Source organism: Marinobacter sp. DUT-1, from assembly GCF_050379415.1.
GTDB lineage: Bacteria > Pseudomonadota > Gammaproteobacteria > Pseudomonadales > Oleiphilaceae > Marinobacter.
Map to the genome: position 1 here is coordinate 456174 of NZ_JBNRLS010000003.1, position 22079 is coordinate 478252.

A 22079-nucleotide genomic window follows, 5' to 3' on the forward strand; every position below is an offset into this window, starting at 1 on the left:
CGCCATGGCAAACTCTGGCCCACGGTGCGGGCACGGTGTTGCCTGCACCTCGGAAGGAATCCCGAATGAAAAACCCAACTCATTGGTTTTACTTTAATTTCAGAAACTGGCACAAGGCTTGTTAATGACAGGGGCGTCCAGGGAAGCACCCAGGGACAATCATTCATCAAGTCAAGGAGCAGACCCATGCCAACACCCTGTTATATCAGCATCGAAGGCCAGACCCAGGGCAACATCACCGCCGGCGCATTCACCTCCGATTCTGTCGGTAACATCTACGTGGAAGGCCACGAAGACGAGGTCCTGGTTCAGGAATTCAGCCACGTCGTCACTGTGCCGACCGACCCCCAGTCCGGTCAGCCGTCCGGCCAGCGGGTGCACAAACCGTTCCGCTTCACCGCGGCCCTGAACAAGGCCACGCCGCTGATGTACAACGCTCTCGCTTCCGGCGAGATGCTGCCGAAGGTGGAGCTCAAGTGGTACCGCACTTCCGTTGAAGGCAAGCAGGAGCATTTCTTCTCCACCATCCTGGAGGATGCCACAGTCATCAACATCGACTGCAACATGCCCCACTGCCAGGATCCGGCCAAGGCCGAATTCACCCAACTGGTGGAAGTGTCCCTGGCCTACCGCAAGGTGACCTGGGAACACGCCGTTGCCGGCACCTCCGGTGCCGATGACTGGCGCTCGCCCATCGAGGCCTGATACCAAAGGTCCGATCCAGGGAAACGGCTGGCCCAGGGGCCGGCCGTTTTCATTTGTGCTGCCCGGCGGGCGCCGTTAAGATGATCTCCTGCACAACAGGTTCATCATGCGCGACTCATCTTCTGCCCTACACCAGATCGGCCACCTCATGTGCGAGGCCACCCGGGATATCCTGTGGCAGCCTGCTGCTCACTGGCTGAGCTCACAGTCTACCGGGGGTGCCCTGCGTTGCCGGGTCGGCTCCGGGCAGGCCACCTACCATCGCTACGATCCCCGGAAGAAGCAGCACCTGATCAACTACGGGCTGCGCATGATCGCCGCCAAATTGCAGCCAGAGACGGCCGAGGGATGGCTGTCCACCCGGGAAATCCGGGGACGGGGTTATTTCGACGGCGAGCTGAGCACCCTGAACCTGCTGGCCCACACCTGCTGCCATGAGTTTTCCCACCTGCTCCAGTACAGCGCCGGCCAGCGTTCCTACGGGTCGGTCCACAACCGGCATTTCTACGAGATTCTCGACCAGTTGCACGAGAGCGGGGGCGCGGCCGCTACCCGGCACTTTCTTGCCGAACAGGCTCGTACCCGAGGCCTTGAGCTTCGGGCCGCGCCCTTCGAGCTGCCCGACAGCCTCCATCAGGTGCGGCAATGGCAGGTAGGGGAAAAGGTCAGTTTTGGTGAAGGCCGTCGGCAAAAACACGGCGAGATCATCCGGGTAAACCGGAAAACCTGCACAGTACGGGGCACAGGACTCGCCCGGGGCACCCGTTACCGGGTGCCGCTGTCCATGTTGCACAAGGCCGGCTAAGGGCGGCCTAGACCTGCGCCACGGGCCGGTTCGTGTCAACCGCCGCCAGCAACGCCTTCAGCTCGGGCAAGCAGGAGCCACAGCTGGTTCCGCATCTGAGTTTCTGTCCCAGGGTTTCGACATCACCCGCACCGTCGGCAATGGCCTGACAAATCCGTTTTTCGCCCACCTGAAAGCAGCTGCACACCAGGGCGCCGGCATCGTCGCCATCGAACGCACGACCGGCCAGTAACGAGCGCCGTTCCGACTCGTCGAGTCCTGCCAGGGCGAACATGCTGTCCAGCCAGTCGGTATCCGGGAGATTTGCCCCATTCGAATCCACCATCAGGACCCCTTCCAGGCGACCCTCGCACAAGCGGGCAGCCCGAAACCGCCCTTCCGCGGGGTCCGCCATCAGCAGCTGCGGCGGTCCACCCAGCAAATCAGCCACGATGGTCGCCCACGTTTCCTTGCCATTACCGGCGAGCGACCAGAGCTGGCTATTGGCCAGCGGCTGTCTTACCCGGTACTGACCGGGCATTCCGGTCCCGGGCACCTCACTACGGCGCATCAGACGCGCCTGCCAAATGGTTTCCAGAGGTTCCAGCCGGGCAATGCCATGTTTGCTCTCTGGTTGCCCCGACACCGGATCCGTGACCCGACGGATCAGGGAGCTGGCCAGACCCTCCGGGGTAAAGCGCCGGTTCCAGTGAATCGGGATGAAAACCTCGCCCGCCCGCATTGCCGGGGTCACGCGAATCCGTCCCACGTACGCACCCCCGTCCGGCCCGGACAGAATACCCAGGCCACCAGCCAGGACTCCCCGACGCTCCGCTTCCTCCGGATGCACCTCGATAAAGGGTTCCGTCCGGTGCGCCAATAACCTCGGAGCCAGGGCAGTACGGGTCATGGTATGCCACTGGTCCCTGACCCTGCCGGTATTGACGATCAGGGGATAGTCGTTTGTGGGGGACTGGACAGGGGCAACCGTTTCAACAGGTACCAGGCGGGCCTTGCTATCGGTGGTGGCGTATGCGCCATCGGAAAACAGACGCCGGGTTCCCCGCAGGCTACCGTCCTCATCGACAACAACGGGCCATTGAACGGGCTCCAGCCGGTCATACTGTTCCCGGTCCAGGGAGGCCAGCGGTGCGATATTGAAGCATCGTCCCGCGATGCCGGAAAGCGCGGCGTGTTCCCGAAAGATATCCATTGGCCCCTCGTACCGGAATGCCGGACCGTAGCCAAGCGCACCAGCGACCTCAGACATGATCCACCAATCCGGCCGCACATCGCCCGGCAATGGCAGGAATTTTCGCTGTCGCGAAATCCGCCGTTCGGAATTGGTCACCGTACCGTCCTTTTCTCCCCATCCCGCCGCGGGCAGCAGGATATCGGCGAAGGCGGTAGTGTCGGTATCGGCCACGCAATCAGACACAATGACCGTGGGACATCGGGCCAGCGCTTCCCGGATCCGGTCACTCTGCGGCAGGCTGACAGCGGGGTTCGTCCCCATGATCCAGAGCACCCGGATCTCGCCCTGGTGCACCGCATCGAACAGATCAACCGCCTTCAGGCCAGGTTGTTCGGGAAGGCGGTCGGTGCCCCAGAAGCCCGCCACCAACTCCCGGGCTCCGGGACTGTCGTAGTCCAGATGACATGCCAGGGTATTGGCCAGGCCGCCCACTTCCCGGCCGCCCATGGCATTCGGTTGCCCGGTCAGGGAAAAAGGACCGGCACCGGGCAGCCCCACGCGGCCCGTGGCGAGGTGGCAATTGATGATGCTATTGCCCTTGTCGGTCCCGGCCACAGACTGGTTGATGCCCTGGGAAAAGGCCGTCACCGTACGGGGTGTTTCGGCGAACCATCGGAAAAAGCACTCCACATCGGCGGGCGCGAGGTCGCATTGTCGTGCGACGACCGCTACGGAGTGCCCGGCCCTGCGGGCGCTGGCCAGTGCTTCCTCAAATCCCCGGCAGTGGTTGTCGAGATAGTCGCGGTCGAGCCTGCCCTGGTCGGCCAGCCAGGCCAGCAAGCCGTTGAACAGGGTAGTGTCGGTGCCCGGCTTCAGGGCCAGGTGAAGGTCCGCCAGCTCGGTCGTCGCCGTTTTCCTCGGGTCAATCACCACGACCTTGCGGCCGGTACGGGAGGCGGCTTTCATCCGCTGATACAGCACCGGGTGCGCCCAGGCGGCGTTACTTCCGGCGAGTACCAACAAATCCGCCAGCTCCAGGTCCTCATAACACCCGGGCACACAGTCCTCCCCGAAGGCCCTCTTATGGGCCGCCACCGCCGAGGACATGCAAAGCCGGGAGTTGGTATCCACATGGGGGGTCCCAATAAAGCCCTTTGCCAGCTTGTTGGCGATGTAATAGTCCTCGGTCAGCAACTGGCCGGACAAATAAAATCCGACCGAGCCGGGGCCGTACCTGTCAACCGCGTCCCGAATCGCACCGGCCACGGTACCCGCGGCCCCTGTCCAGTCGACCTCCCGGCCTTTCACCCGGGGTGCCAGTAACCGGCCGGCAGGCACCAGGGTTTCGTGCAAAGCCGCCCCCTTTACACACAAGCGACCGGAATTGGCGGGATGAGACGAATCGCCCTCCACCATGGCAGGACGGGCTTTCACACCGCAGCCGACGCCACAGTAGGGGCAGGTGGTGTCGACCGCGATCGTGTCAGGTGTGGGTTTCACAGCGGTTCCTCTTTTCATGGGACAAAAAAAGCCCACCGGTCCGTGCACCTGCTGGAGGTTCGGACCGGCGGGCTTCGTCGCCTGCAATCAGTTTTCTGTCAACAATAACGGGAACGCTGCAAATAAAGGGCCAGCCAATCAGCCCATCCGTCAAACCCGGGAAAAATCAGGCCGTACATGGCCCTCGTCGGACCCACGCTCGAAAACAGGCGGCAAAAACCGCCTCCGGGCGCTCACGTGAGGGGCACACAATGGTGCAAATTATCGCCAACGCGCACTAAAACGAATCGCGCCAGTACAGGTCGCCGAACCCTGCCAGCGCAAGCCAACGCACCAACCTTCTGTTTTAAATAGATTTCCTAGACTGGCACGGGCTGTGCAACACCCATACTGAACATCTCTCAAATTTGACGATCTACATCAGGCATCGGCGCCTGCTTCCCGACAAAGGGAGGCGGGCGCTTTTTTTTGCGTTAAAGGAAAGTGGCGAGGCAAGCAATTATGAAGACTCCACTAGTGCACATCACCCGGGACCTGTTCCTGCTTCTTATGGCAGCCATCGTGGTCGCCCTGCTGGCTGGCGCCAGTACCGCCCGGGCCGACATCGGGCCGGCGGAAAAACCGGACCTGAAGCTGGGTTTTATCAAGCTCACCGACATGGCGCCCCTGGCGGTCGCCTGGGAGCGGGGTTTCTTCATGGACGAAGGCCTGTTCGTGGAACTCGAAGCCCAGGCCAACTGGAAGGTGCTCCTGGACCGGGTCATCACCGGAGAGCTGGACGGTGCCCACATGCTGGCCGGCCAGCCCCTGGGGGCCACCATCGGCTATGGCACCCAGGCCAACATCATTACCGCCTTCAGCATGGACCTGAACGGTAATGGCATTACCGTTTCCAACGATGTCTGGGAACAGATGCGGCCACAGATCCCCAGCGAGGACGGCAAGCCGGTACACCCGATCAGCGCCGGCACCCTGAAGCCGGTGGTTGAGGCGTCCCTCGCCAAGGGCGAGCGGTTCCGCATGGGCATGGTGTTCCCGGTTTCCACCCACAACTACGAGCTTCGTTACTGGCTTGCCGCCGGCGGGCTGAACCCCGGCTTCTATGCCCCCCAGCGGGGGGACACCAGCGGTACTCTCAAGGCCGACGTGCACCTGTCGGTGACGCCGCCGCCGCAAATGCCCGCCACCATGGAAGCCGGCACCATCCAGGGTTACTGCGTGGGTGAGCCCTGGAACCAACAGGCTGTTTTCAAGGGTATTGGTGTCCCGGTCATTACCGACTACGAGATCTGGCCCAACAACCCGGAAAAGGTCTTTGGTGTCACCGAAAGCTGGGCGGAGCAGAATCCGAACACCCACCTTCGCCTGTTGCGTGCCCTGATCCGCGCCGCGCACTGGCTGGATGAGAACAACAACGCCAACCGTGAGGCAGCAGTGGAAATGCTGGCCCAGCCCAGTTATGTCGGTGCCGATGCTGAAGTGATTGCCAACTCCATGACGGGCACCTTCGAGTATGAGAAAGGCGATGTGCGCAAGGTGCCGGACTTCAACGTGTTCTTCCGCCACCACGCCACCTATCCGTATCCCTCTGACGCCATCTGGTACCTGTCCCAGATGCGCCGCTGGGGCCAGATTCCGGAGGCCAGATCCGATGACTGGTACATGGAAACCGCGGCGAAGGTGTACCGGGGTGATATCTACGCCAAAGCCGCGCAATCCCTGATCGACGAGGGTCTGATGCAGGCATCGGATTTCCCGGACTTCAGTCAAGAGAACTTTGAGCGCCCGGAGCAGGGCGGGCTGATCGACGGCGTGCCCTTTACACCCCGCCAGCCGAACGCCTACATCGACAGTTTTGAGATCGGCCTGAAAGGTTCGGATACCCCCTGAGCCGCAGACCCGAGGAGGAAAGATGAGTACCCTGACCACATCCAATCCCACCACGCCGTCGACACCGGCGTGGCTGAAAGCCCTGGCGGAACGGCTCAGCAGGCCAGCCCTGCTGGCCACCGGACGACAGCTGCTGCTGCCCATGATCGGCATCCTGCTCTTCCTGGGTTTCTGGCACCTCGCCGCACCCCAGGTGCACACCTCACTGGGCAGTTTTCCGGGGCCGGCTCAGGTCTGGGAGCAGGGCGGCCAGCTCTGGCAGGAGCATACCGCTCAGCGGGCAAAGGCGGACAAGTTCACTGCCATGCAGGAAGCGCGCAACGAGCGCATCCTGGCGGACAACCCGGACGCCGAGGTCCGGATCCGGCCCTACCCGGGCGCCCCGACGTTCCTGGACCAGATCGTGACCAGTCTCGGGACCGTTCTGGCCGGGTTTATCCTGGCCACCGTGATTGCCGTGCCTCTGGGCATCGTGTTCGGGCTGAACCGGTATTTCCAGGCCGCCGTCAATCCGTTGATCCAGATTTTCAAACCGGTATCGCCGCTGGCCTGGCTGCCCCTGGTGACCATGGTGGTTTCCGCCACCTATGTCAGTGATGACCCGATGTTCGAGAAATCATTCCTGACCTCAATGATCACGGTCACCCTTTGCAGCCTCTGGCCCACGCTGATCAATACCAGCGTGGGCGTGGCGGCCGTCAATCCCGACCTCGTGAACGTCTCGCGAGTGCTGCGTCTGTCCTTCTGGACCCATGTCCGCAAGGTCGTGCTGCCCTCGTCGGTGCCAATGATCTTCACTGGCCTGCGGGTGTCTCTCGGGATTGCCTGGATGGTCCTGATTGCCGCGGAAATGCTCGCCCAGAGCCCGGGACTCGGGAAATTCGTGTGGGACGAGTTCCAGAACGGCAGCAGTCAGTCCCTGAGCCGGATCATGGTCGCGGTGCTGACCATCGGCTTCATCGGCTTCCTGCTCGACCGCATCATGCTGCTGATCCAGAAGAAAGTCGCCTGGAACGAGTAAAACCACCCTGGAGGTTACGCAATGACCAAATCACATCTGGAACTTACCGGCGTCGAGATGACCTTCGATACCCCGAAGGGCTCCTTTGTCGCCCTCGATAACATCAACCTGAAAATCCGGAAGGGCGAATTTGTCTCCCTGATCGGCCATTCCGGCTGCGGAAAGTCGACCGTGCTGAATATCGTCGCAGGCCTGCTTCAGTCCACCAAGGGTGGCTGTGTACTGGATGGGCATGAAGTCAACTCACCGGGGCCTGAGCGGGCCGTGGTGTTCCAGAACCACGCCCTGATGCCCTGGCTGACGGTTTACGAGAACGTGGAACTGGCGGTCCAGCAGGTATTTCGCAAATCCATGGCCAAACAGGAGCGCAAAGACTGGATCCATCACAATCTGGAACTGGTAAACATGGCCCACGCCGCCAACAAACGTCCCGGGGAAATCTCCGGGGGCATGGCGCAGCGGGTGGGGATTGCCAGGGCCCTGGCCATGAAACCGAGTGTGTTGCTGATGGATGAGCCCTTCGGGGCCCTCGACGCCCTGACCCGGGCACACCTCCAGGATTCGCTGATGGAGATCCAGCAGGAGCTGAACAACACGGTGATCATGATTACCCACGATGTGGACGAGGCCGTCTTGCTGTCGGACCGCATCATCATGATGACCAACGGCCCGGCGGCCACCGTGGGTGAGGATCTGCGGATCGAACTGCCGCGACCGCGGAATCGGGTGACGCTGGCCGATGATCCCACCTACGTGCATTACCGCCAGGAAGTGCTCAGGTTCCTGTATGAAAAGCAGCGCAAGCTGGAGAAAATCGCGCCCCGGACCGCCTTGGCCAAGACCCGGGGGAGTAACAATGGGGAGAAAGACCGTCTGACTCAGGCCGCCCGAGCCTGAGTCAGACCTTCACTTCAGGACATCCGCCATGGACACCAGGGCCCGGGCAACCTCCGGCAGTTTCTTGCCCTGATCCATGGCCAGTTTTCGCAGCACCCGATGGGCTTCGTCGTTGCTGATCTTCCGGTGCTCCATCAAAAGCAGTACCGCTTTCTCCTGGGTTTTCCGATCTTCCAGGGCTTCCTTCGCACTCTGAAGCTCATCGGTCATCTGCTGAAGCCGACGGGTCTGTTCCTGCACCAGATCAAAGATCGAGCGTCCGAACTGTTGCCCCACACCATCATTGCCCCAGGCTTCCCCGGGCGGGACCTCGTTACCGGAATCACACAGCACCAGCATCGGCTGCGCGCTCTGGTCATGGTCATCCAACGAAGCGATCAATGTTTCCTGATGGGCCAGCGAGTTGCGGGCCTCACCAAACCGGTCAACACAGCGGGCATGGAAACAGCCTTCCACGGCGTCCTCGACTTTCTTGAGTTCGTCCATCCGCTCGGTCATCAGCTGGAACCATTGTTTCGCCAGCTCAGGGTCAAGGGTCTTGTAGGGGCCGACTGAACAGCCATATCGCCGTAACTGCTCGATTTCCGCTTCCCGCGAATGGGCGCGGACGCGGTACCAGAGCTCCCGCGAATCCGCATCGGAAAAGCTGACAAACACCTCGAAACACCGTTCCTGCGCTTCAACAAGGTGCATCATGCGCCGGGAACGTGCAGCATCAAAGTGGCCACTGGAAAACCCGGCAGAGCCCACAGCCCGCTCCTGGCCACAGAACTCCTTGCCATTCATCAGGTGCACCATGGCCACGAGCAGGCCGGCGATGGACGGGTCTACCGCCGTATCCGCCGCTTCGAAGACCACCGTGATCAGGTTCTGGATCAGCCGGCTGTAGGCCTCCGTCGCCTCGGTGGCAGTGAGGGTCTGGCGCTCAACCTGCCGACGTAATGCCAACAGGTCCTCCAGACCGTGTACGGCACTGGCAACATGGTTGAGAAGCTGGGTGCTGACCGGGTGCGCGGTCAGGGAGTCATGCACCTCCGCCAGTGCCTGATTGAACGTAACACGCAGCCGTTCGGCTTCCTTGACCATCGCCTTTCGCTCGGTGCCGAAATTTTCCCCTCCGGAGCCGAGGAACATGTTGGAGGCTCCCCGTTCCTGCTGCAGTCCGTGGACGAGGTTGGAGATACTCTGGATCAGCTTGCCCAGCTGCAGGAAATGCTGCAGATGCCTCAATTCACATTGCTTGGAGGCGATCAGGTAATCCGCAGCGGAAGGCGCAGCAGGCGTTTTCTGATGGCGTTTCGTGTTCATGACTCTACTCCGGGCAGCACCAACGGCGCCGCATTTTCAGGCTGTCTCCCATAAACCCAGCAATTACCACGCCATTGCGGTCCTGCCTGGCCTCAATCTCGTGCAACGCGCCCCACCAAAGGGCAACAATTGGCGACTGCCAATAGCCCTCACCCGGCCACACACCCACAACCTCATGTTTTTAAAGGGAATAGGAAATTGGCACGAAGATCGCTTTAGCTAGAATCTAAGGACGAACGTCCCGGCCAAGGATTCGGCCGGACCATCAGATCATTGTTGTTGGCATTGGCGCCGGACCCTCAAATCCCTCTTGGGACGCGAGGCTCCGGCTTTTTTTGTTGGGCAAAAGAGAACACGGAGACAGAGCCATGACCCGGACCCCGAAGAACACTCTGGTGGTGTGCGGCCACGGCATGGTGGCACAGCGGTTTCTCGAGGAAATGGTCAACCGGGACGACCGGCGATACCGGAACATCGTTGTTTTCAACGGCGAGCCGGTTCCGGCCTACAACCGCATCCAGCTGTCGGCCCTGCTTGCCGGTGACACCACAGAGGAAACTCTTACCCTGAAACCGGCGCAATGGTTCAGGGACCACGGCATTCAGGTTCACGACCGGGAACCGGTGGTCGCCATTGACCGGCACGCCCACACCGTCACCACCGCCGCCGGCCGGGTTCAGCAATACGACTCCCTGGTGCTGGCCACCGGATCCCGCCCCAGCAAGCTCGGGCTTCCGGGCGAGCAACTGCCCGGCGTATTCGGCTTCCGGGATTTGCAGGACACCCGTACGCTGGTCGAGCTCAGCCGGCAATATCGCCGGGCCGTTGTTGTAGGCGGCGGCTTTCTCGGGCTTGAGGCAGCCGAGGGCCTTCGCCAACGGGGTATGGACGTCACCGTGCTGCACCGGGGCGGGCACCTGCTCAATCGACAACTGGACCCGACCGGCGGGCAGATACTCGCCGACAGGCTTACCCGACGCGGCCTGAACATTCTCACCGGCGCCTCTCCAATGCGTTTTCTGGGCCGTGATGCGGTTCGAGCAGTCCAGCTGACGGACGAGACCCTGATAAGTACCGACCTCGTCGTCGTCGCTACCGGTATCACGCCCAACCGGGAACTGGCCGAGGCAAGCGGTCTGAACTGTGCTCGGGGCATCCTCGTCAACTCACAGTTACAGACCAGCGATCCCGACATTCATGCCCTGGGCGAGTGCTGTCAGCTTGGCGACCACACCTTCGGACTGGTGGAGCCAGGGTTCCAGCAGGCACAGGCCCTGGCCCGGATACTGACCAGTGAAAGCGGGTCAGTCCGTTACCAGCCGACCGCCACCCCGACCCGCCTCAAGATCAGCGGACTGCCCCTGTTTTCCTGTGGCCAGCATACCGCCGATGACACCACCGACTCCCTGATCTGGCGGGACATGGACACCGGTCATTACTGCCACCTGCTGATCCGCTGCGACCGGCTGGTCGGCGCCATCCTGATTGGCAACACCGCCGATGGCCTCTGGTACCACGAGCGGATTGTCACCGCCGACAACATTGCCCGCTTCCGGAGCCAGCTGCCCTTCGGGCAACAGTTTTGCGAGGCCGCGGCCTGACGCCCGCGCGCCCCATGAGAGAGGACGACACAATGAGCAAGAAAACCCTGATCGTAATCGGCAACGGAATGGTGGGACATCATTTCCTGGAGCAGTTCGCGGCCAGCTCCGCTGCAAACGGGTATGAGGTCATCGCCTTCGGCGAAGAGAAGCAGCTGGCCTATGACCGGGTCCACCTGTCCGAATACTTCGGGGGGGCCACCCACGCGGATCTGGCCATGGGCACCGCCGACTGGTACGCCGACAATCACATCACGCTGAGACTAGGTGAGCAGGTGCTTGCCATCGATCGTGACCGGAAAACGGTCACGACACCTGCCGGTCACTATGCCTACGACGAACTGGTGCTGGCGACCGGCTCCTATCCCTTCGTTCCGCCCATCGAGGGTAACGACAGCGAGCGCTGCTTTGTCTACCGGACCCTCGATGATCTGGACGCCATTCGTGCCAGCGCCAATGGTGCCAATACCGGCGTGGTGGTCGGTGGCGGGCTGCTGGGCCTGGAAGCGGCCAATGCCCTGAAAAGCCTCGGACTGGAAGCACAGGTGGTGGAGTTTGCGCCGCAGTTGATGCCGGTGCAGCTGGATAGCGACGGCGGTGCGGTGTTGCGCGGAAAAATCGAGGAACTGGGCGTCCGGGTTTACACCGAGAAAGCGACCACCGCCATCGTTGAAGGCGAGAATGCCCGCCTGCGCATGAACTTCAGTGATGGGGATTTTCTGGAAACGGACCTGATTGTTTTCTCCGCCGGCATAAGACCTCAGGACACCCTGGCACGCCAGAGTGGGCTTGAGGTCGGCGAACGTGGCGGCATCGTCGTCAACAACCAGTGCACCACCTCTGATCCGCATATTCACGCCATTGGTGAGTGCGCCCTGTGGAACCAGCGAATCTTCGGCCTGGTCGCCCCCGGCTACACCATGGCCCGCACCCTGTCGGCGGTCCTCAACGGTGACCGAGAGGCTGCCTTTACCGGCGCCGACATGAGCACCAAGCTCAAATTGCTGGGCGTGGACGTCGGCTCCATCGGCGACGCCCACGGTCAGACCCCCGGCGCCCGTAATATCCGCTACAACGACGAACAGGCCGGCCATTACCGCCGCATGGTGGTGAGCGGTGACGGCAAGAAACTGCTGGGTGCCATCCTGGTTGGCGATAACAGTTACTACGACACTCTGCTGCAATATGCCCTCAACGGCATCGATCTTCCAAAAAATGCAGAAACTCTGATTCTTCCGGAAAGCCAGGGGGGAGCCCCGGCACTGGGCGCGGATGCCCTGCCGGACTCCGCCTCGATCTGCTCCTGTCACAACGTCACCAAGGGCGACATCTGCGGCGCCATTGACGCCGGCTGCTCAGACCTTGGCGGCATCAAGGCCGAAACCAAGGCCAGCACCGGCTGCGGCGGCTGCGCCGCGCTGCTGAAAAATGTGGTGGACAGCGAACTGGCGAAACGGGGCGTGGAAGTCAGCAAGGACGTCTGCGAACACTTTCCCTACAGCCGCCAGGAGCTGTTCCATCTGGTCAAGGTCAACGGCATCCGGACCTTCCGCACGCTGATCAACCAGTATGGCAAGGGCCATGGCTGCGACATCTGCAAGCCGGCAGTCGGCTCCATCCTGGCCACCTGCTGGAACGAGCACATCCTGGCCACCGATCATGTACCGCTGCAGGACACCAACGACACCTTCATGGCGAACATGCAGAAAAACGGCACCTACTCCATCGTGCCACGCATACCCGGCGGCGAGATTACCCCGGACAAGCTGATTGTGCTGGGAGAGGTGGCCCGGGAATACGATCTTTACACCAAGATCACCGGCGGTCAGCGGGTGGACTTGCTCGGTGCGACCCTGAGCCAGCTGCCGGAGATCTGGGAGAAACTCATCGCCGCCGGCTTCGAAACCGGCCACGCCTACGGCAAGTCCTTGCGCACGGTGAAATCCTGCGTCGGCAGCACCTGGTGCCGCTATGGCGTGCAGGACAGCGTGGGCATGGCGATCTTCCTGGAGAACCGCTACAAGGGCCTGCGCGCACCCCACAAGGTCAAGATGGCGGTATCCGGCTGCACCCGGGAGTGCGCCGAGGCTCAGAGTAAAGACATCGGTGTCATCGCCACGGAGAACGGCTGGAACCTGTATGTCTGCGGCAACGGGGGCATGCGTCCGCGCCACGCCGATCTGTTCGCAACCGACCTCTCCGACGAGGAGCTGATCCGTACTATTGACCGGGTGCTGATGTTCTACGTGCGCACCGCCGACCGGTTACAGCGGACCAGTGTCTGGATGGAGAACCTGGAGGGCGGTCTCGACTACCTCAAGGAAGTGGTACTTGAGGACAGCCTGGGGATTGGCGCGGAACTCGAGGAGCACATGGAAGGCATTGTCGGCACCTACCAGTGCGAGTGGAAGACGGCGGTGGAGGATCCGGAGAAGCGCAAGCGGTTCCGGGAGTTTGTGAATGCACCCGACAAGACGGATCCGGTTCAGCAGTGGACTACTGAGCGGGATCAGCGGCGGCCTGTTTTGGAGTCTGCCTGACGTTACCCGGCTTTTGGGGGTGGAGCACGGCGGCGCGGGGGATGCCTTTCTTCTGGGAACAAAGAACTCGCTGCGCTCAGACAATTGTTCCCGGCAGAAAGGCATCCCCCACACCACCGCGCTCGCGGACCCTGATGGAACCGCGAAGCGAAAAACTGGTTGAATCTGGCTCACAAGAATCTGGGAGATTGAAAATGAAAGCACGGACTCGTTGGGATGCGGTTTGCACGGTTGAAGATCTGGTGCCGGAATCGGGTATCGCGGTCTGGACGGAGGACGGGCCGGTTGCGGTGTTCTACCTTCCTCACCGGCTGCCGGCCCTGTTTGCGGTCAGTCACACCGATCCGTTCAGCGGCGCCAATGTGCTGGCGCGGGGGATTACCGGAGATCTGAAAGGCGAACCCGTCGTCGCCTCTCCGCTGTATAAGCAGCATTTCAGCCTTCGCACCGGCGTTTGCCTTGAAGACGAATCCGTCCAGCTTAAAACCTACCCGGTACTGCTGGACGGAAACCGGATCCGCCTGGAAATCCCGGCAACACAGCAACAAACACAGGCAGCCTGACCAAGGCCGAAAGGCGAGGGGGCGGGGGGCCTTTTCTTCTGGGAACAAAGAACTCGCTGCGCTCAGACAATTGTTCCCGGCAGAAAAGGCCCCCCGCCCCCTCGCCATGCACCACCCTCGGACGGCCAATAAACCCGAATTGCCAACTTTCAACCCGGCCAGTCACCCAAGGTCAATTCCGGAACAACCTGACTAGGGTAAGATCACGGTAAACAGAACGACAAGGATGCCCCGTGAAGCCCCTGAGTCCCACCGACCAACTGTTCCTCTGGCTCGAAAAACGCCAGCAACCCATGCATGTGGGCGGCCTGCAGTTGTTTTCCTTCCCGGAGGATGCACCGGACGACTACGTAGCCCGACTCGCTGATCAGCTCCGGGAACACACGCTGGTCACCCCGCCATTCAACCAGCGCCTGGATTACCGTTTCGGTCAACCGGTCTGGGTGGAAGACGAGCACCTCGATCTGGAGCACCATTTCCGTTTCGAGGCGCTGCCCACACCGGGCCGCATCCGTGAGCTTCTGACCTTCATCTCGGCGGAGCATTCCCACCTGATGGACCGGGAACGCCCCATGTGGGAGGTCCACCTGATCGAAGGCCTGGGAGAGCGTCAATTTGCCCTCTACACCAAGGTGCACCACTCCCTGGTGGACGGTGTCTCGGCCATGCGCATGGTGACCCGCACCCTGTCCGAGGACCCGGAACAAAGAGGCATGCCGCCGATCTGGGCCTTGCCACCCAGGGTCCGGGGAGAATCAGGTGAGGGCGCGTCGCTGTGGCGCAGCGTCGGGCATCTGCTGGGGGAATCCGGCAAGCAACTTGGCACGATACCTACGGTGGCCAGGGAGCTGCTGAGGACCATCAACGAGGCCCGCAAGGATCCGGCCTACCATTCCATTTTCCATGCACCCCGCAGTGTGCTGAACCAGAAAATCACCGGCTCCCGCCGGTTTGCCGCCCAATCCTTCTGCCTGAAGCGGATCAAGGCAGTATGCCAGGCCTATGGCACCACCGTGAACGATGTGGTCACAGCCATGTGCGCCACGGCGTTGCGGGGTTACCTGATGAACCAGGAGGCGCTGCCGGCCAAGCCACTGATTGCCATGGTACCGGTGTCCCTGCGCCGGGATGACAGTTCCGGCGGCAACCAGGTGGGGGTAATCCTGGCCAACCTGCATACCGATGAGCCGGACCCCGCCGAGCGGCTGGTCAAGATCCACCAGGGCATGCAGGAAGCCAAGGAGCGCTATGCCCACATGTCACCGGAGGAGATCATCAATTACACCGCGCTGTCCCTGGCACCGGCTGCCTTTCACCTGTTGACCGGGATGGCTCCGAACTGGCAGACGTTCAATGTGGTGATTTCCAACGTACCGGGCCCCCGCGAAACCCGGTACTGGAACGGTGCGAAAATGGACGGCATGTATCCGGTCTCGATCGCCATGGATCGGCTGGCCCTGAATATGACGCTGACCAGCTACAACGATCAGGTGGAGTTCGGGCTGATCGGTTGTCGGCGCACCCTGCCCAGTCTCCAGCGCATGCTGGATTATCTGGACGAGGGTCTGGCCGAACTGGAGGCCGCCGCCGGGTTGTGATCAGCCGAAGCGGCGTTCTTCGTTGCGCACGGAAATCTGGTCGTTGAGGGTCCAGAAGTCATAGAGAATGCCGATCAGGAACAGGCCACCGGTGAGCAGGTAGATAATGCCGGTAATCCACTTGCCCATGTACATCCGGTGCACCCCGAAGACGCCGAGGAAGGTGAGCAGCAGCCAGGCGATGTTGTAGTTGATCTCGCCCTGGCGGAAGCGCAGATCGGCTTCCCGGTCCATGGCGGGAATCAGGAACAGGTCTATGATCCAGCCGATGAAGAACAGGCCGAGGGTAAAGAACCAGATGGTTCCGGTCACCGGTTTGCCATAGTAGAAGCGGTGTGAGCCCAGGAATCCGAAGATCCAGAGGAGGTAGCCAAAGATTTTGCTGTGGGTGTTGGGTCTGTCGGTCATTTACACGTCCTGGTGAGTATTGGATTCACGGAGTTATATGGGTGCCTGGTTGCAGTTTAGCAAGGTCTTATGGCTTGGTGCCTGGCCGGAGGGCGGGGGGATTTTCTCCGCCGGAAAAAACAACTCGCTGCGCTCAGACAATTTTCCCGGCGGAGAAAATTCCCCCACCCCCTGTCCTGCCGAACTCCGTGATAGCTCAGATTTAAGCTCCCGTATCAGGGACCGACCTCTGGCGCCGGGTCGGGGCCGTCCTCGCGGAATTCGCTGGCTGATTTACCGGTCCATTTCCGGAACGCGCGGCTGAAATTGGACAGGTCGGCGTAGCCGAGTTCGTAGGCGATCTCGCTGACCGACTGGTTGGTGTAACGCAGCAGCTGGATGGCCCGGTCCTTGAGCACCGATTCGAGGATTTCCCGATAACTGGTGTCCTTGTCCGCCAGCCGCCGTTTCAGGGTTCGTGACGAGACACAGAACCGTTCCGCCATGGCCTCCAATGATGGTAACGGGCCGGGGGTCATTCTCAGCATGTTGCGGACCGCAAGCGCGATATCGCCCTGTTCTTTCAGGGCTTTCTGCAGTTCGAACTCGCATTGCTCCCGGGCCATGGCGGACGCGTCAGCATCGGCCAGGCGCATACGGACGTCGAGCATGGTCTTCGGGAAGATCATCATTTCTTCCGGTTGACCGTATTCAAAGCGTACCGGTAGCTGGTGAGCGAACTTTCGGTAATAGGGCGGTTCCGGCGCGCTCAGGTGGACGGATACGCCGGGTAACTTGCCATCTTCCAGTGCGAACCCCCTGGCTTCGGCGTCTTCCCGGTCGAGTAGCTGTTCCGTCAGGAGAATCAGCGTGGCGCTAACCGTTTCGGCGAGGAAGGCATACAGCTCCGGCACGTCGAATTCCGTGCACAGCTGAACCAGCACCTGGTCACCGGCCAGGGACTGATTCATGGTCAGGAACGGGGCGCGCAGTTGCAGGTAGCGTCGCACGGAGTCCAGCGCCCCCTCGAAGGTAGGGCTGGTCAGTGCGGCAAAGCCAAGGGTTCCGTGAATGGTCAGCCGCAGTTCCCGGGCGAGGGCAAAACTCAGTCCCTCATGACCGGCCAGATCCCGGGCTCGCAGGGCCATGATGGTGGCGTCGGTGACAAACACCCGGCTGTCGTTCGATTTCAGGTCACTGGCGGTGAAGTTCAGTCCCTCGTATAACTGTCGGTCGTTGTAGCCCAGTTTCCGGACAGTTTCCGCCAGCACCCGGAGGTACACGCCGGGAACCAGGAAAAGGCTCAGCATCTGCCGCTCTTTGTCCGGGGTACCTGTTGCCATACGCAGTTCCTGATTTCTGTATTTACTGTTTCCCGACTCTATCAGAAGCCAGGGGCCCGGACAGTGGGGCCACACACACGGTCTGCAGCGTCAACGGAGTCAATCGGAGCCGGATGCGTGTCCCATCCTGAATGATGGACGTCCCCTTCAAGCATTCAGTCTTTGCGTTGACCGGCGCACACTGAAGCCATGACATCGGCCAAAGTGCGCCAGCGCAGAGGAGTACCAACATGCTGAACACAAAGACAGCAGGAACCACCACCCCGGTATCCCAGACACCGGACCACGTCGCCATCAAACCACAACGGATGGGCTTCGAATTCGGTGAGAGAGTTCCGCGTTACTGGCTCAATGAAAGTTATCTGCTCAGCCACATGATGAACGCGTTGTCTGTGCTGTTTCCCCAGGGCGAGCAGTTTTTCGTGGATTCGGTCCGTCAGTTCCGCGACCAGATCACCGACCCCAAACTCAAGGAGGAGGTTCGGGGCTTCATCGGCCAGGAAGCGATGCACTCCCTGGAACACATCGCCATGAATCAGCATGTGCGTGATCAGGGCATGCCGGTGGAGGAGATGGAAAAACATCTGGAGGTGGTTCTGGGGATCGCCAGTAAGCTGCCCAAACGTCACCAGCTGGCCATCACCTGCGCCCTTGAGCACATGACGGCGATGATGGCGGACATGCTGCTGGCGCGAGACGACGTGCGCGAGGACATGCACGAGTCCATGCAGCCGTTGTGGATGTGGCACGCCATCGAGGAGACCGAGCACAAGGCAGTCACCTACGATGTGTTCCAGCAGGTTGGCGGCACCTACGCCGAACGCTCTTTCTACCTGGCGTTCAGCACCGCCGCCCTGGGCGTGATGGCTACCTACTTCACAACCCGAATGATGTTGAACGACCGGAAAGGCTTTTCACTGAAAGACGCCGGTAAGAGCCTGTGGCGCATGTGGGGCAAGAACGGCACCTTCTCGAGCCTGATTCCCACCTGGCTGGAGTACTTCAAACCGGGATTCCACCCGTGGGACCACGACAACAGTGAGCTGATTGCGCAGTTCAAGGAACAGATCCTGGCTCACGCCGCGCCCCAATACCGCAACGGTAACCGTCGCACGCTGCAGTAACACGGGGATCAGTCGGGCCGGGCAGGTGCCAGGCCCGACTGTACCACCTCGCCCTTGCACCAGAGCCGCCACTCCCCGGGCTGGTAGATATCCCATGTTTCGTCGGTGGTCAGCGGCTCGGTCACGATCACGCTGACGATGTCATTGGGGGTGGTTTCTGCCTCGAAGTCCACGGTGACATCGGCATCCTTGAGCCGCGCCGGTCCGAACGGTGCCCGCCGGGTGATGCTGGCCATTTTCGTGGTGCAGTAGGTAAACAGCCAGTCCCCGTTGCTCAGTAGCAGATTGAACACGCCCTGACCGGCGTAGCCGCTGGACAACCGGACAAGTCTCTCGACAATCTCCTCGGTGGGGCAGTCCCGGTCACAGTGACTACGCAGGTGATTGAGGATATCGCAGAACAGCGCCTCGCTGTCGGTGGTGCCCACTGGCTCGTAAAAGCCATCGGTGCCGTGGAAGTTACTCAGCTGTCCGTTGTGGGCAAAAACCCAATAACGGCCCCACAACTCCCGCATGAACGGGTGGGTATTGGCCAGGCAGATGGAACCGACGTTGGCCTGTCGGATATGGCAGATGGCCACTTCACTCTTGATGGGATGGGTCTGCACCACCTCGGCAATACGGGAATTGGCACTGGCGTCGGCATCGTGGAAGGCCCGCACGCCCTTGCCCTCATAGAAGGCCACGCCCCAGCCATCCTTGTGCGGCCCGGTGTCGCCACCCCGGCGAGTGAGGCCGGTAAAGCTGAAGCACAGATCGGTGGGGGTGTTGGCACTCATGGCCAGCAATTCGCACATGAACTTGATAATTTCCTGATGGTTCCGGGTTTACCCCAAGAATACCGGAATCAGGTTCCCGTGCCAGCCAGCAGATCGCCCTGGCCTGCGCTCAGGTTCATGCCCGCTCCAGCCACCCGGTTGCGCCCGGCACGTTTGCCGCCCAACAGGCAATGGTCAGCCACCCGGAACAGGGTCTCGACGTCGCGCCCGTGCTCCGGCCACTGGGCAATGCCAAACGAGGCGGTCACCCGGATGGTTCTTTCGCCGTAGGTCACTTCTTTCCTGGCAATACACAGGCGCAGCTCATCAATCAGTTCGTAGGCATCCGCCGGCTTCACATCGCGCAGGATCAGCCCGAACTCCTCGCCGCCAAGCCGACCCACCGAATCAGTACTGCGAAGCCGTTCGGTCAGGCAGGCGCCGATGTGGCCGAGGACATGGTCACCGGCATCGTGGCCCAGGGTATCGTTCACCTGTTTGAAGTGGTCAATGTCCATGATCGCCAGGGCAAACTCCGACCCGCTTCTCTCGCACTCTGCAATGGTCCGGCTCAGCGTGCCCTGGAAACTGGAACGGTTGGCCAGGCCGGTCAGGGCATCGGTCTGCGCCAGGTCCACCAGCCGCTGCTCGGCGGCTTCCCGCCGTACCTCGTACATGTGAATGAACACCAGCATCAGTGCACCACAGAGCACCATGTTAAGGAGGTCAATCAGGGCATGGGCACTGGCCACGTTACCGAGATGAACCCAGTAGACAACTCCGCCCACCAGCATGAAGGGCACGCTCAGCAGCATGCCCTCACGCTTGCCCAGCAACAGGTAGGCAAGCACCGGCATCATTAGCACCCATACAAAGGCCGACACCGATGCTTCCGGTAACAGCATGATGACAAGAAAGAAACTGAACAGGGGAATAAGATACCCGTAGATCCATTGCTGCAACCGGCGGGTTCGTTCGAGGCGGTGAAAACCATAGAACAGCAGGGCGCTGGCCGTAAGTTCACCAACCCCGATCCAAAGAAACCCGTTCAGGATCTGCAGGCAGGCAAAAACCGCCAGCGCACTGCCGGTAACCAGAAACAGAAGCCGCGTCAGGGAGCGGCGATGACCCTGTCGAAGACCCGAGCGACTCTGCTCCAGTGTCGCTCCCAGATCCGTATGCTGAGGCAATTTCATGCTGAATCTTCCCTGGATGAACAGCAAGTATAGTCCGGCGACACTGTATGTAAAATGTACAGCAGGCTGAAATCCCGTCCAACCTGCTGCCGCCATCAGGCCTCAGATATAAAGGTTCTTGCGGGAGAAGCGTTCCACCAGGGGCTGGTAGGCAGAGCCCAGAAGACGGTTGATGGCGTCGATGCCCCAGGCGTCCGGCCCCACCAGGATCCGGGATTCATCCCGGAGGATGCCCTTGACGATGGTTTCTGCCGCCTTGCCCGGCGTAGTCATGGCCAGTTTGTCGAAACCCTTGCGCTGAGCCTCGCCGTTTTCGGACTTGCCCATACGCGCGGAGTTGGCGATGTTGGTCCGGATACCACCAGGGTGCACACAGCTGACCGACACCGGCTGGCCCTCAAGCTTCATCTCCTGCCGTAACGATTCGGTGAAGCCCCGCACCGCAAACTTGGCGGCGTTATACGCACTCTGCTTGGGTACGCCGATCAGCCCGAAGACACTGGAAATGTTCACCACGTGGCCGTCACCGGAAGCAATCAGGTGCGGCAGGAAGGCCCGGGTACCATGGGCCACACCCCAGAAATCAATATCCATGACCCATTTAAAGTCCTCGTCGGTCATTTCCCGGACCGAGGCAGACAGGGCTACACCGGCGTTGTTGACCACCAGGTTGACCTGACCGAAGTCCCGGGCTACTTCTTCCGCGTGGGCATAGATCGCATCACGGTCGGACACATCCAGCCGGTAGCTGCGGACGTCCGCATCCTTGAGTTCCGCCGTGGTTTCCGCCAGACCGGTTTCATTCACGTCGGAAATGGCCAGTCGGCAGCCCCGGGCCGCCAGGGCCTTGGCAAGGGAGCGACCGATACCGGAGCCTGCCCCGGTAACAACGGCGACTTTGTTCTTCAGATCCTTCATGGCAGGAGCCTCTTGTAGTGGTTTTCCTTGTATAGCAGAACTGCTGTGGAAAACCACTTTAGGCCCCGCACGCGGCCGAGCCTATGGCAGCACACGCCCCTCCCGGCAGGCAATGGGGTCAGTGGCCCGGCTCGCCCAGCAGGTTATCGAGCGGCTGGTCATAGCTGGGGGCGAAAACCTCCAGAAAATACCGAACTTCCGGCAGTCCGTCCTGCTCAAGCCGTTGCCGGATCTGGATGGCAGCCGGCCCGAACTCCTGATTGCCCGCACGGATCTCCGCCTGGCACTTGAGCCATGCCGACAGCCGGTCGGCGGCCTTGATCAGCTCCTTTTCCTCCTTTACCAGTTGCGACTCCTGCAGGTAAGGCGCAAACGGTCCCTGCAGGTCTTCCGGCAACAGGGCCAACAACTCCGCCTCGGCTTTGTGCTCGATGTCGCCAAACGCTTCCCGCATGACTCTTGAGTGGTACTTGACCGGTGTCGGCATGTCACCGGTGATCACCTCAGTGGCATCGTGATACAGAGCCGCGGCGGCGACACGATCCGCATTGACCGTGCCGCCAAAGCAGTGGTTACGGATAATCGCCAGGGCATGGGCCAGGGTGGCCACTTCCCAGGAGTGGGTGGCCACGTTCTCCTCGATGGCATTACGCATCAGGCCCCAGCGCTTGATCCAGCGCAGGCGCGAAACATAGGCAAAGAAGTGACTTACAATGGCTGCCATACCCCGATTCCTTTTTTCTTGAGGTGA

At 61.1% G+C, this 22079-nt stretch carries 18 protein-coding genes; 10 read left to right on the forward strand and 8 right to left on the reverse strand.

Annotated features, from left to right (window positions below; translation table 11 throughout):
- Positions 1-186: 186 nt before the first annotated feature.
- Entirely contained in the window at positions 187-705 is a 519-nt protein-coding gene (locus tag ACQUTG_RS12080; protein WP_239038042.1) for an Hcp family type VI secretion system effector, read from the forward strand.
- A 106-nt stretch (positions 706-811) separates the two neighbouring features.
- Complete coding sequence (locus ACQUTG_RS12085; protein WP_428919641.1) at positions 812-1510, forward strand: hypothetical protein; 699 nt, start codon at positions 812-814, stop codon at positions 1508-1510.
- A 7-nt stretch (positions 1511-1517) separates the two neighbouring features.
- Here the strand turns inward: ACQUTG_RS12085 and ACQUTG_RS12090 are convergent, their stop codons facing one another.
- On the reverse strand, positions 1518-4184 hold the full coding sequence (locus tag ACQUTG_RS12090) for a molybdopterin-dependent oxidoreductase (protein ID WP_428919642.1): 2667 nt from the start codon (positions 4182-4184) through the stop codon (positions 1518-1520).
- 501 nt (positions 4185-4685) lie between these two features.
- Between ACQUTG_RS12090 and ACQUTG_RS12095 the strand changes: the two genes are divergently transcribed.
- The 3 genes from ACQUTG_RS12095 to ACQUTG_RS12105 are packed head-to-tail and all read left to right on the forward strand — an operon-like array spanning position 4686 to position 7992.
- Complete coding sequence (locus ACQUTG_RS12095; RefSeq protein WP_428919643.1) at positions 4686-6074, forward strand: CmpA/NrtA family ABC transporter substrate-binding protein; 1389 nt, start codon at positions 4686-4688, stop codon at positions 6072-6074.
- A 22-nt stretch (positions 6075-6096) separates the two neighbouring features.
- Positions 6097-7095 carry an ABC transporter permease gene (locus ACQUTG_RS12100; protein WP_428919644.1) on the forward strand — a complete coding sequence of 333 codons (999 nt, stop codon included), beginning with the start codon at positions 6097-6099 and terminating at the stop codon, positions 7093-7095.
- A gap of 21 nt (positions 7096-7116) precedes the next feature.
- On the forward strand, positions 7117-7992 hold the full coding sequence (locus ACQUTG_RS12105) for an ABC transporter ATP-binding protein (RefSeq protein WP_428919645.1): 876 nt from the start codon (positions 7117-7119) through the stop codon (positions 7990-7992).
- Between the two features lie 9 nt (positions 7993-8001).
- Here the strand turns inward: ACQUTG_RS12105 and ACQUTG_RS12110 are convergent, their stop codons facing one another.
- Positions 8002-9300 carry a nitrate- and nitrite sensing domain-containing protein gene (locus ACQUTG_RS12110; protein WP_428919646.1) on the reverse strand — a complete coding sequence of 433 codons (1299 nt, stop codon included), beginning with the start codon at positions 9298-9300 and terminating at the stop codon, positions 8002-8004.
- 368 nt (positions 9301-9668) lie between these two features.
- Here ACQUTG_RS12110 and ACQUTG_RS12115 point away from each other — a divergent pair, with 368 nt between their 5' ends.
- The 4 genes from ACQUTG_RS12115 to ACQUTG_RS12130 all read left to right on the forward strand — a co-directional run bounded on the left by ACQUTG_RS12115 (position 9669) and on the right by ACQUTG_RS12130 (position 15602).
- The gene (locus ACQUTG_RS12115) at positions 9669-10901 is read left to right on the forward strand and encodes an NAD(P)/FAD-dependent oxidoreductase (RefSeq protein WP_428919647.1); all 1233 of its coding nucleotides are present in this window, start codon (positions 9669-9671) and stop codon (positions 10899-10901) included.
- Positions 10902-10933: 32 nt separating this feature from the next.
- On the forward strand, positions 10934-13441 hold the full coding sequence (gene nirB / locus ACQUTG_RS12120; RefSeq protein WP_428919648.1) for a nitrite reductase large subunit NirB: 2508 nt from the start codon (positions 10934-10936) through the stop codon (positions 13439-13441).
- A 194-nt stretch (positions 13442-13635) separates the two neighbouring features.
- Entirely contained in the window at positions 13636-14004 is a 369-nt protein-coding gene (gene nirD, locus ACQUTG_RS12125) for a nitrite reductase small subunit NirD (RefSeq protein ID WP_428919649.1), read from the forward strand.
- Between the two features lie 233 nt (positions 14005-14237).
- The gene (locus ACQUTG_RS12130; protein ID WP_428919650.1) at positions 14238-15602 is read left to right on the forward strand and encodes a WS/DGAT/MGAT family O-acyltransferase; all 1365 of its coding nucleotides are present in this window, start codon (positions 14238-14240) and stop codon (positions 15600-15602) included.
- On the opposite strand, the gene ACQUTG_RS12135 is transcribed toward ACQUTG_RS12130, so the two are convergent.
- Positions 15603-16010 (reverse strand): NINE protein, encoded by a 408-nt coding sequence (locus ACQUTG_RS12135; protein ID WP_410328112.1) that lies wholly within the window; start codon positions 16008-16010, stop codon positions 15603-15605.
- Between the two features lie 215 nt (positions 16011-16225).
- Positions 16226-17332, reverse strand: coding sequence for a helix-turn-helix domain-containing protein (locus tag ACQUTG_RS12140; RefSeq protein WP_428919651.1), 1107 nt, complete (start codon positions 17330-17332; stop codon positions 16226-16228).
- 230 nt (positions 17333-17562) lie between these two features.
- Between ACQUTG_RS12140 and ACQUTG_RS12145 the strand changes: the two genes are divergently transcribed.
- Positions 17563-18456 carry a metal-dependent hydrolase gene (locus tag ACQUTG_RS12145; protein WP_428919652.1) on the forward strand — a complete coding sequence of 298 codons (894 nt, stop codon included), beginning with the start codon at positions 17563-17565 and terminating at the stop codon, positions 18454-18456.
- Between the two features lie 8 nt (positions 18457-18464).
- Here the strand turns inward: ACQUTG_RS12145 and ACQUTG_RS12150 are convergent, their stop codons facing one another.
- From ACQUTG_RS12150 to yfbR, 4 genes are all read right to left on the reverse strand, one after another.
- Positions 18465-19253 (reverse strand): class II glutamine amidotransferase, encoded by a 789-nt coding sequence (locus ACQUTG_RS12150; RefSeq protein WP_428919653.1) that lies wholly within the window; start codon positions 19251-19253, stop codon positions 18465-18467.
- A gap of 50 nt (positions 19254-19303) precedes the next feature.
- Positions 19304-20410 (reverse strand): GGDEF domain-containing protein, encoded by a 1107-nt coding sequence (locus ACQUTG_RS12155; protein ID WP_428919654.1) that lies wholly within the window; start codon positions 20408-20410, stop codon positions 19304-19306.
- 102 nt (positions 20411-20512) lie between these two features.
- Positions 20513-21328, reverse strand: coding sequence for an SDR family NAD(P)-dependent oxidoreductase (locus tag ACQUTG_RS12160; protein WP_428919655.1), 816 nt, complete (start codon positions 21326-21328; stop codon positions 20513-20515).
- A 118-nt stretch (positions 21329-21446) separates the two neighbouring features.
- Complete coding sequence (gene yfbR, locus ACQUTG_RS12165; protein WP_428919656.1) at positions 21447-22052, reverse strand: 5'-deoxynucleotidase; 606 nt, start codon at positions 22050-22052, stop codon at positions 21447-21449.
- Positions 22053-22079 lie beyond the last annotated feature (27 nt).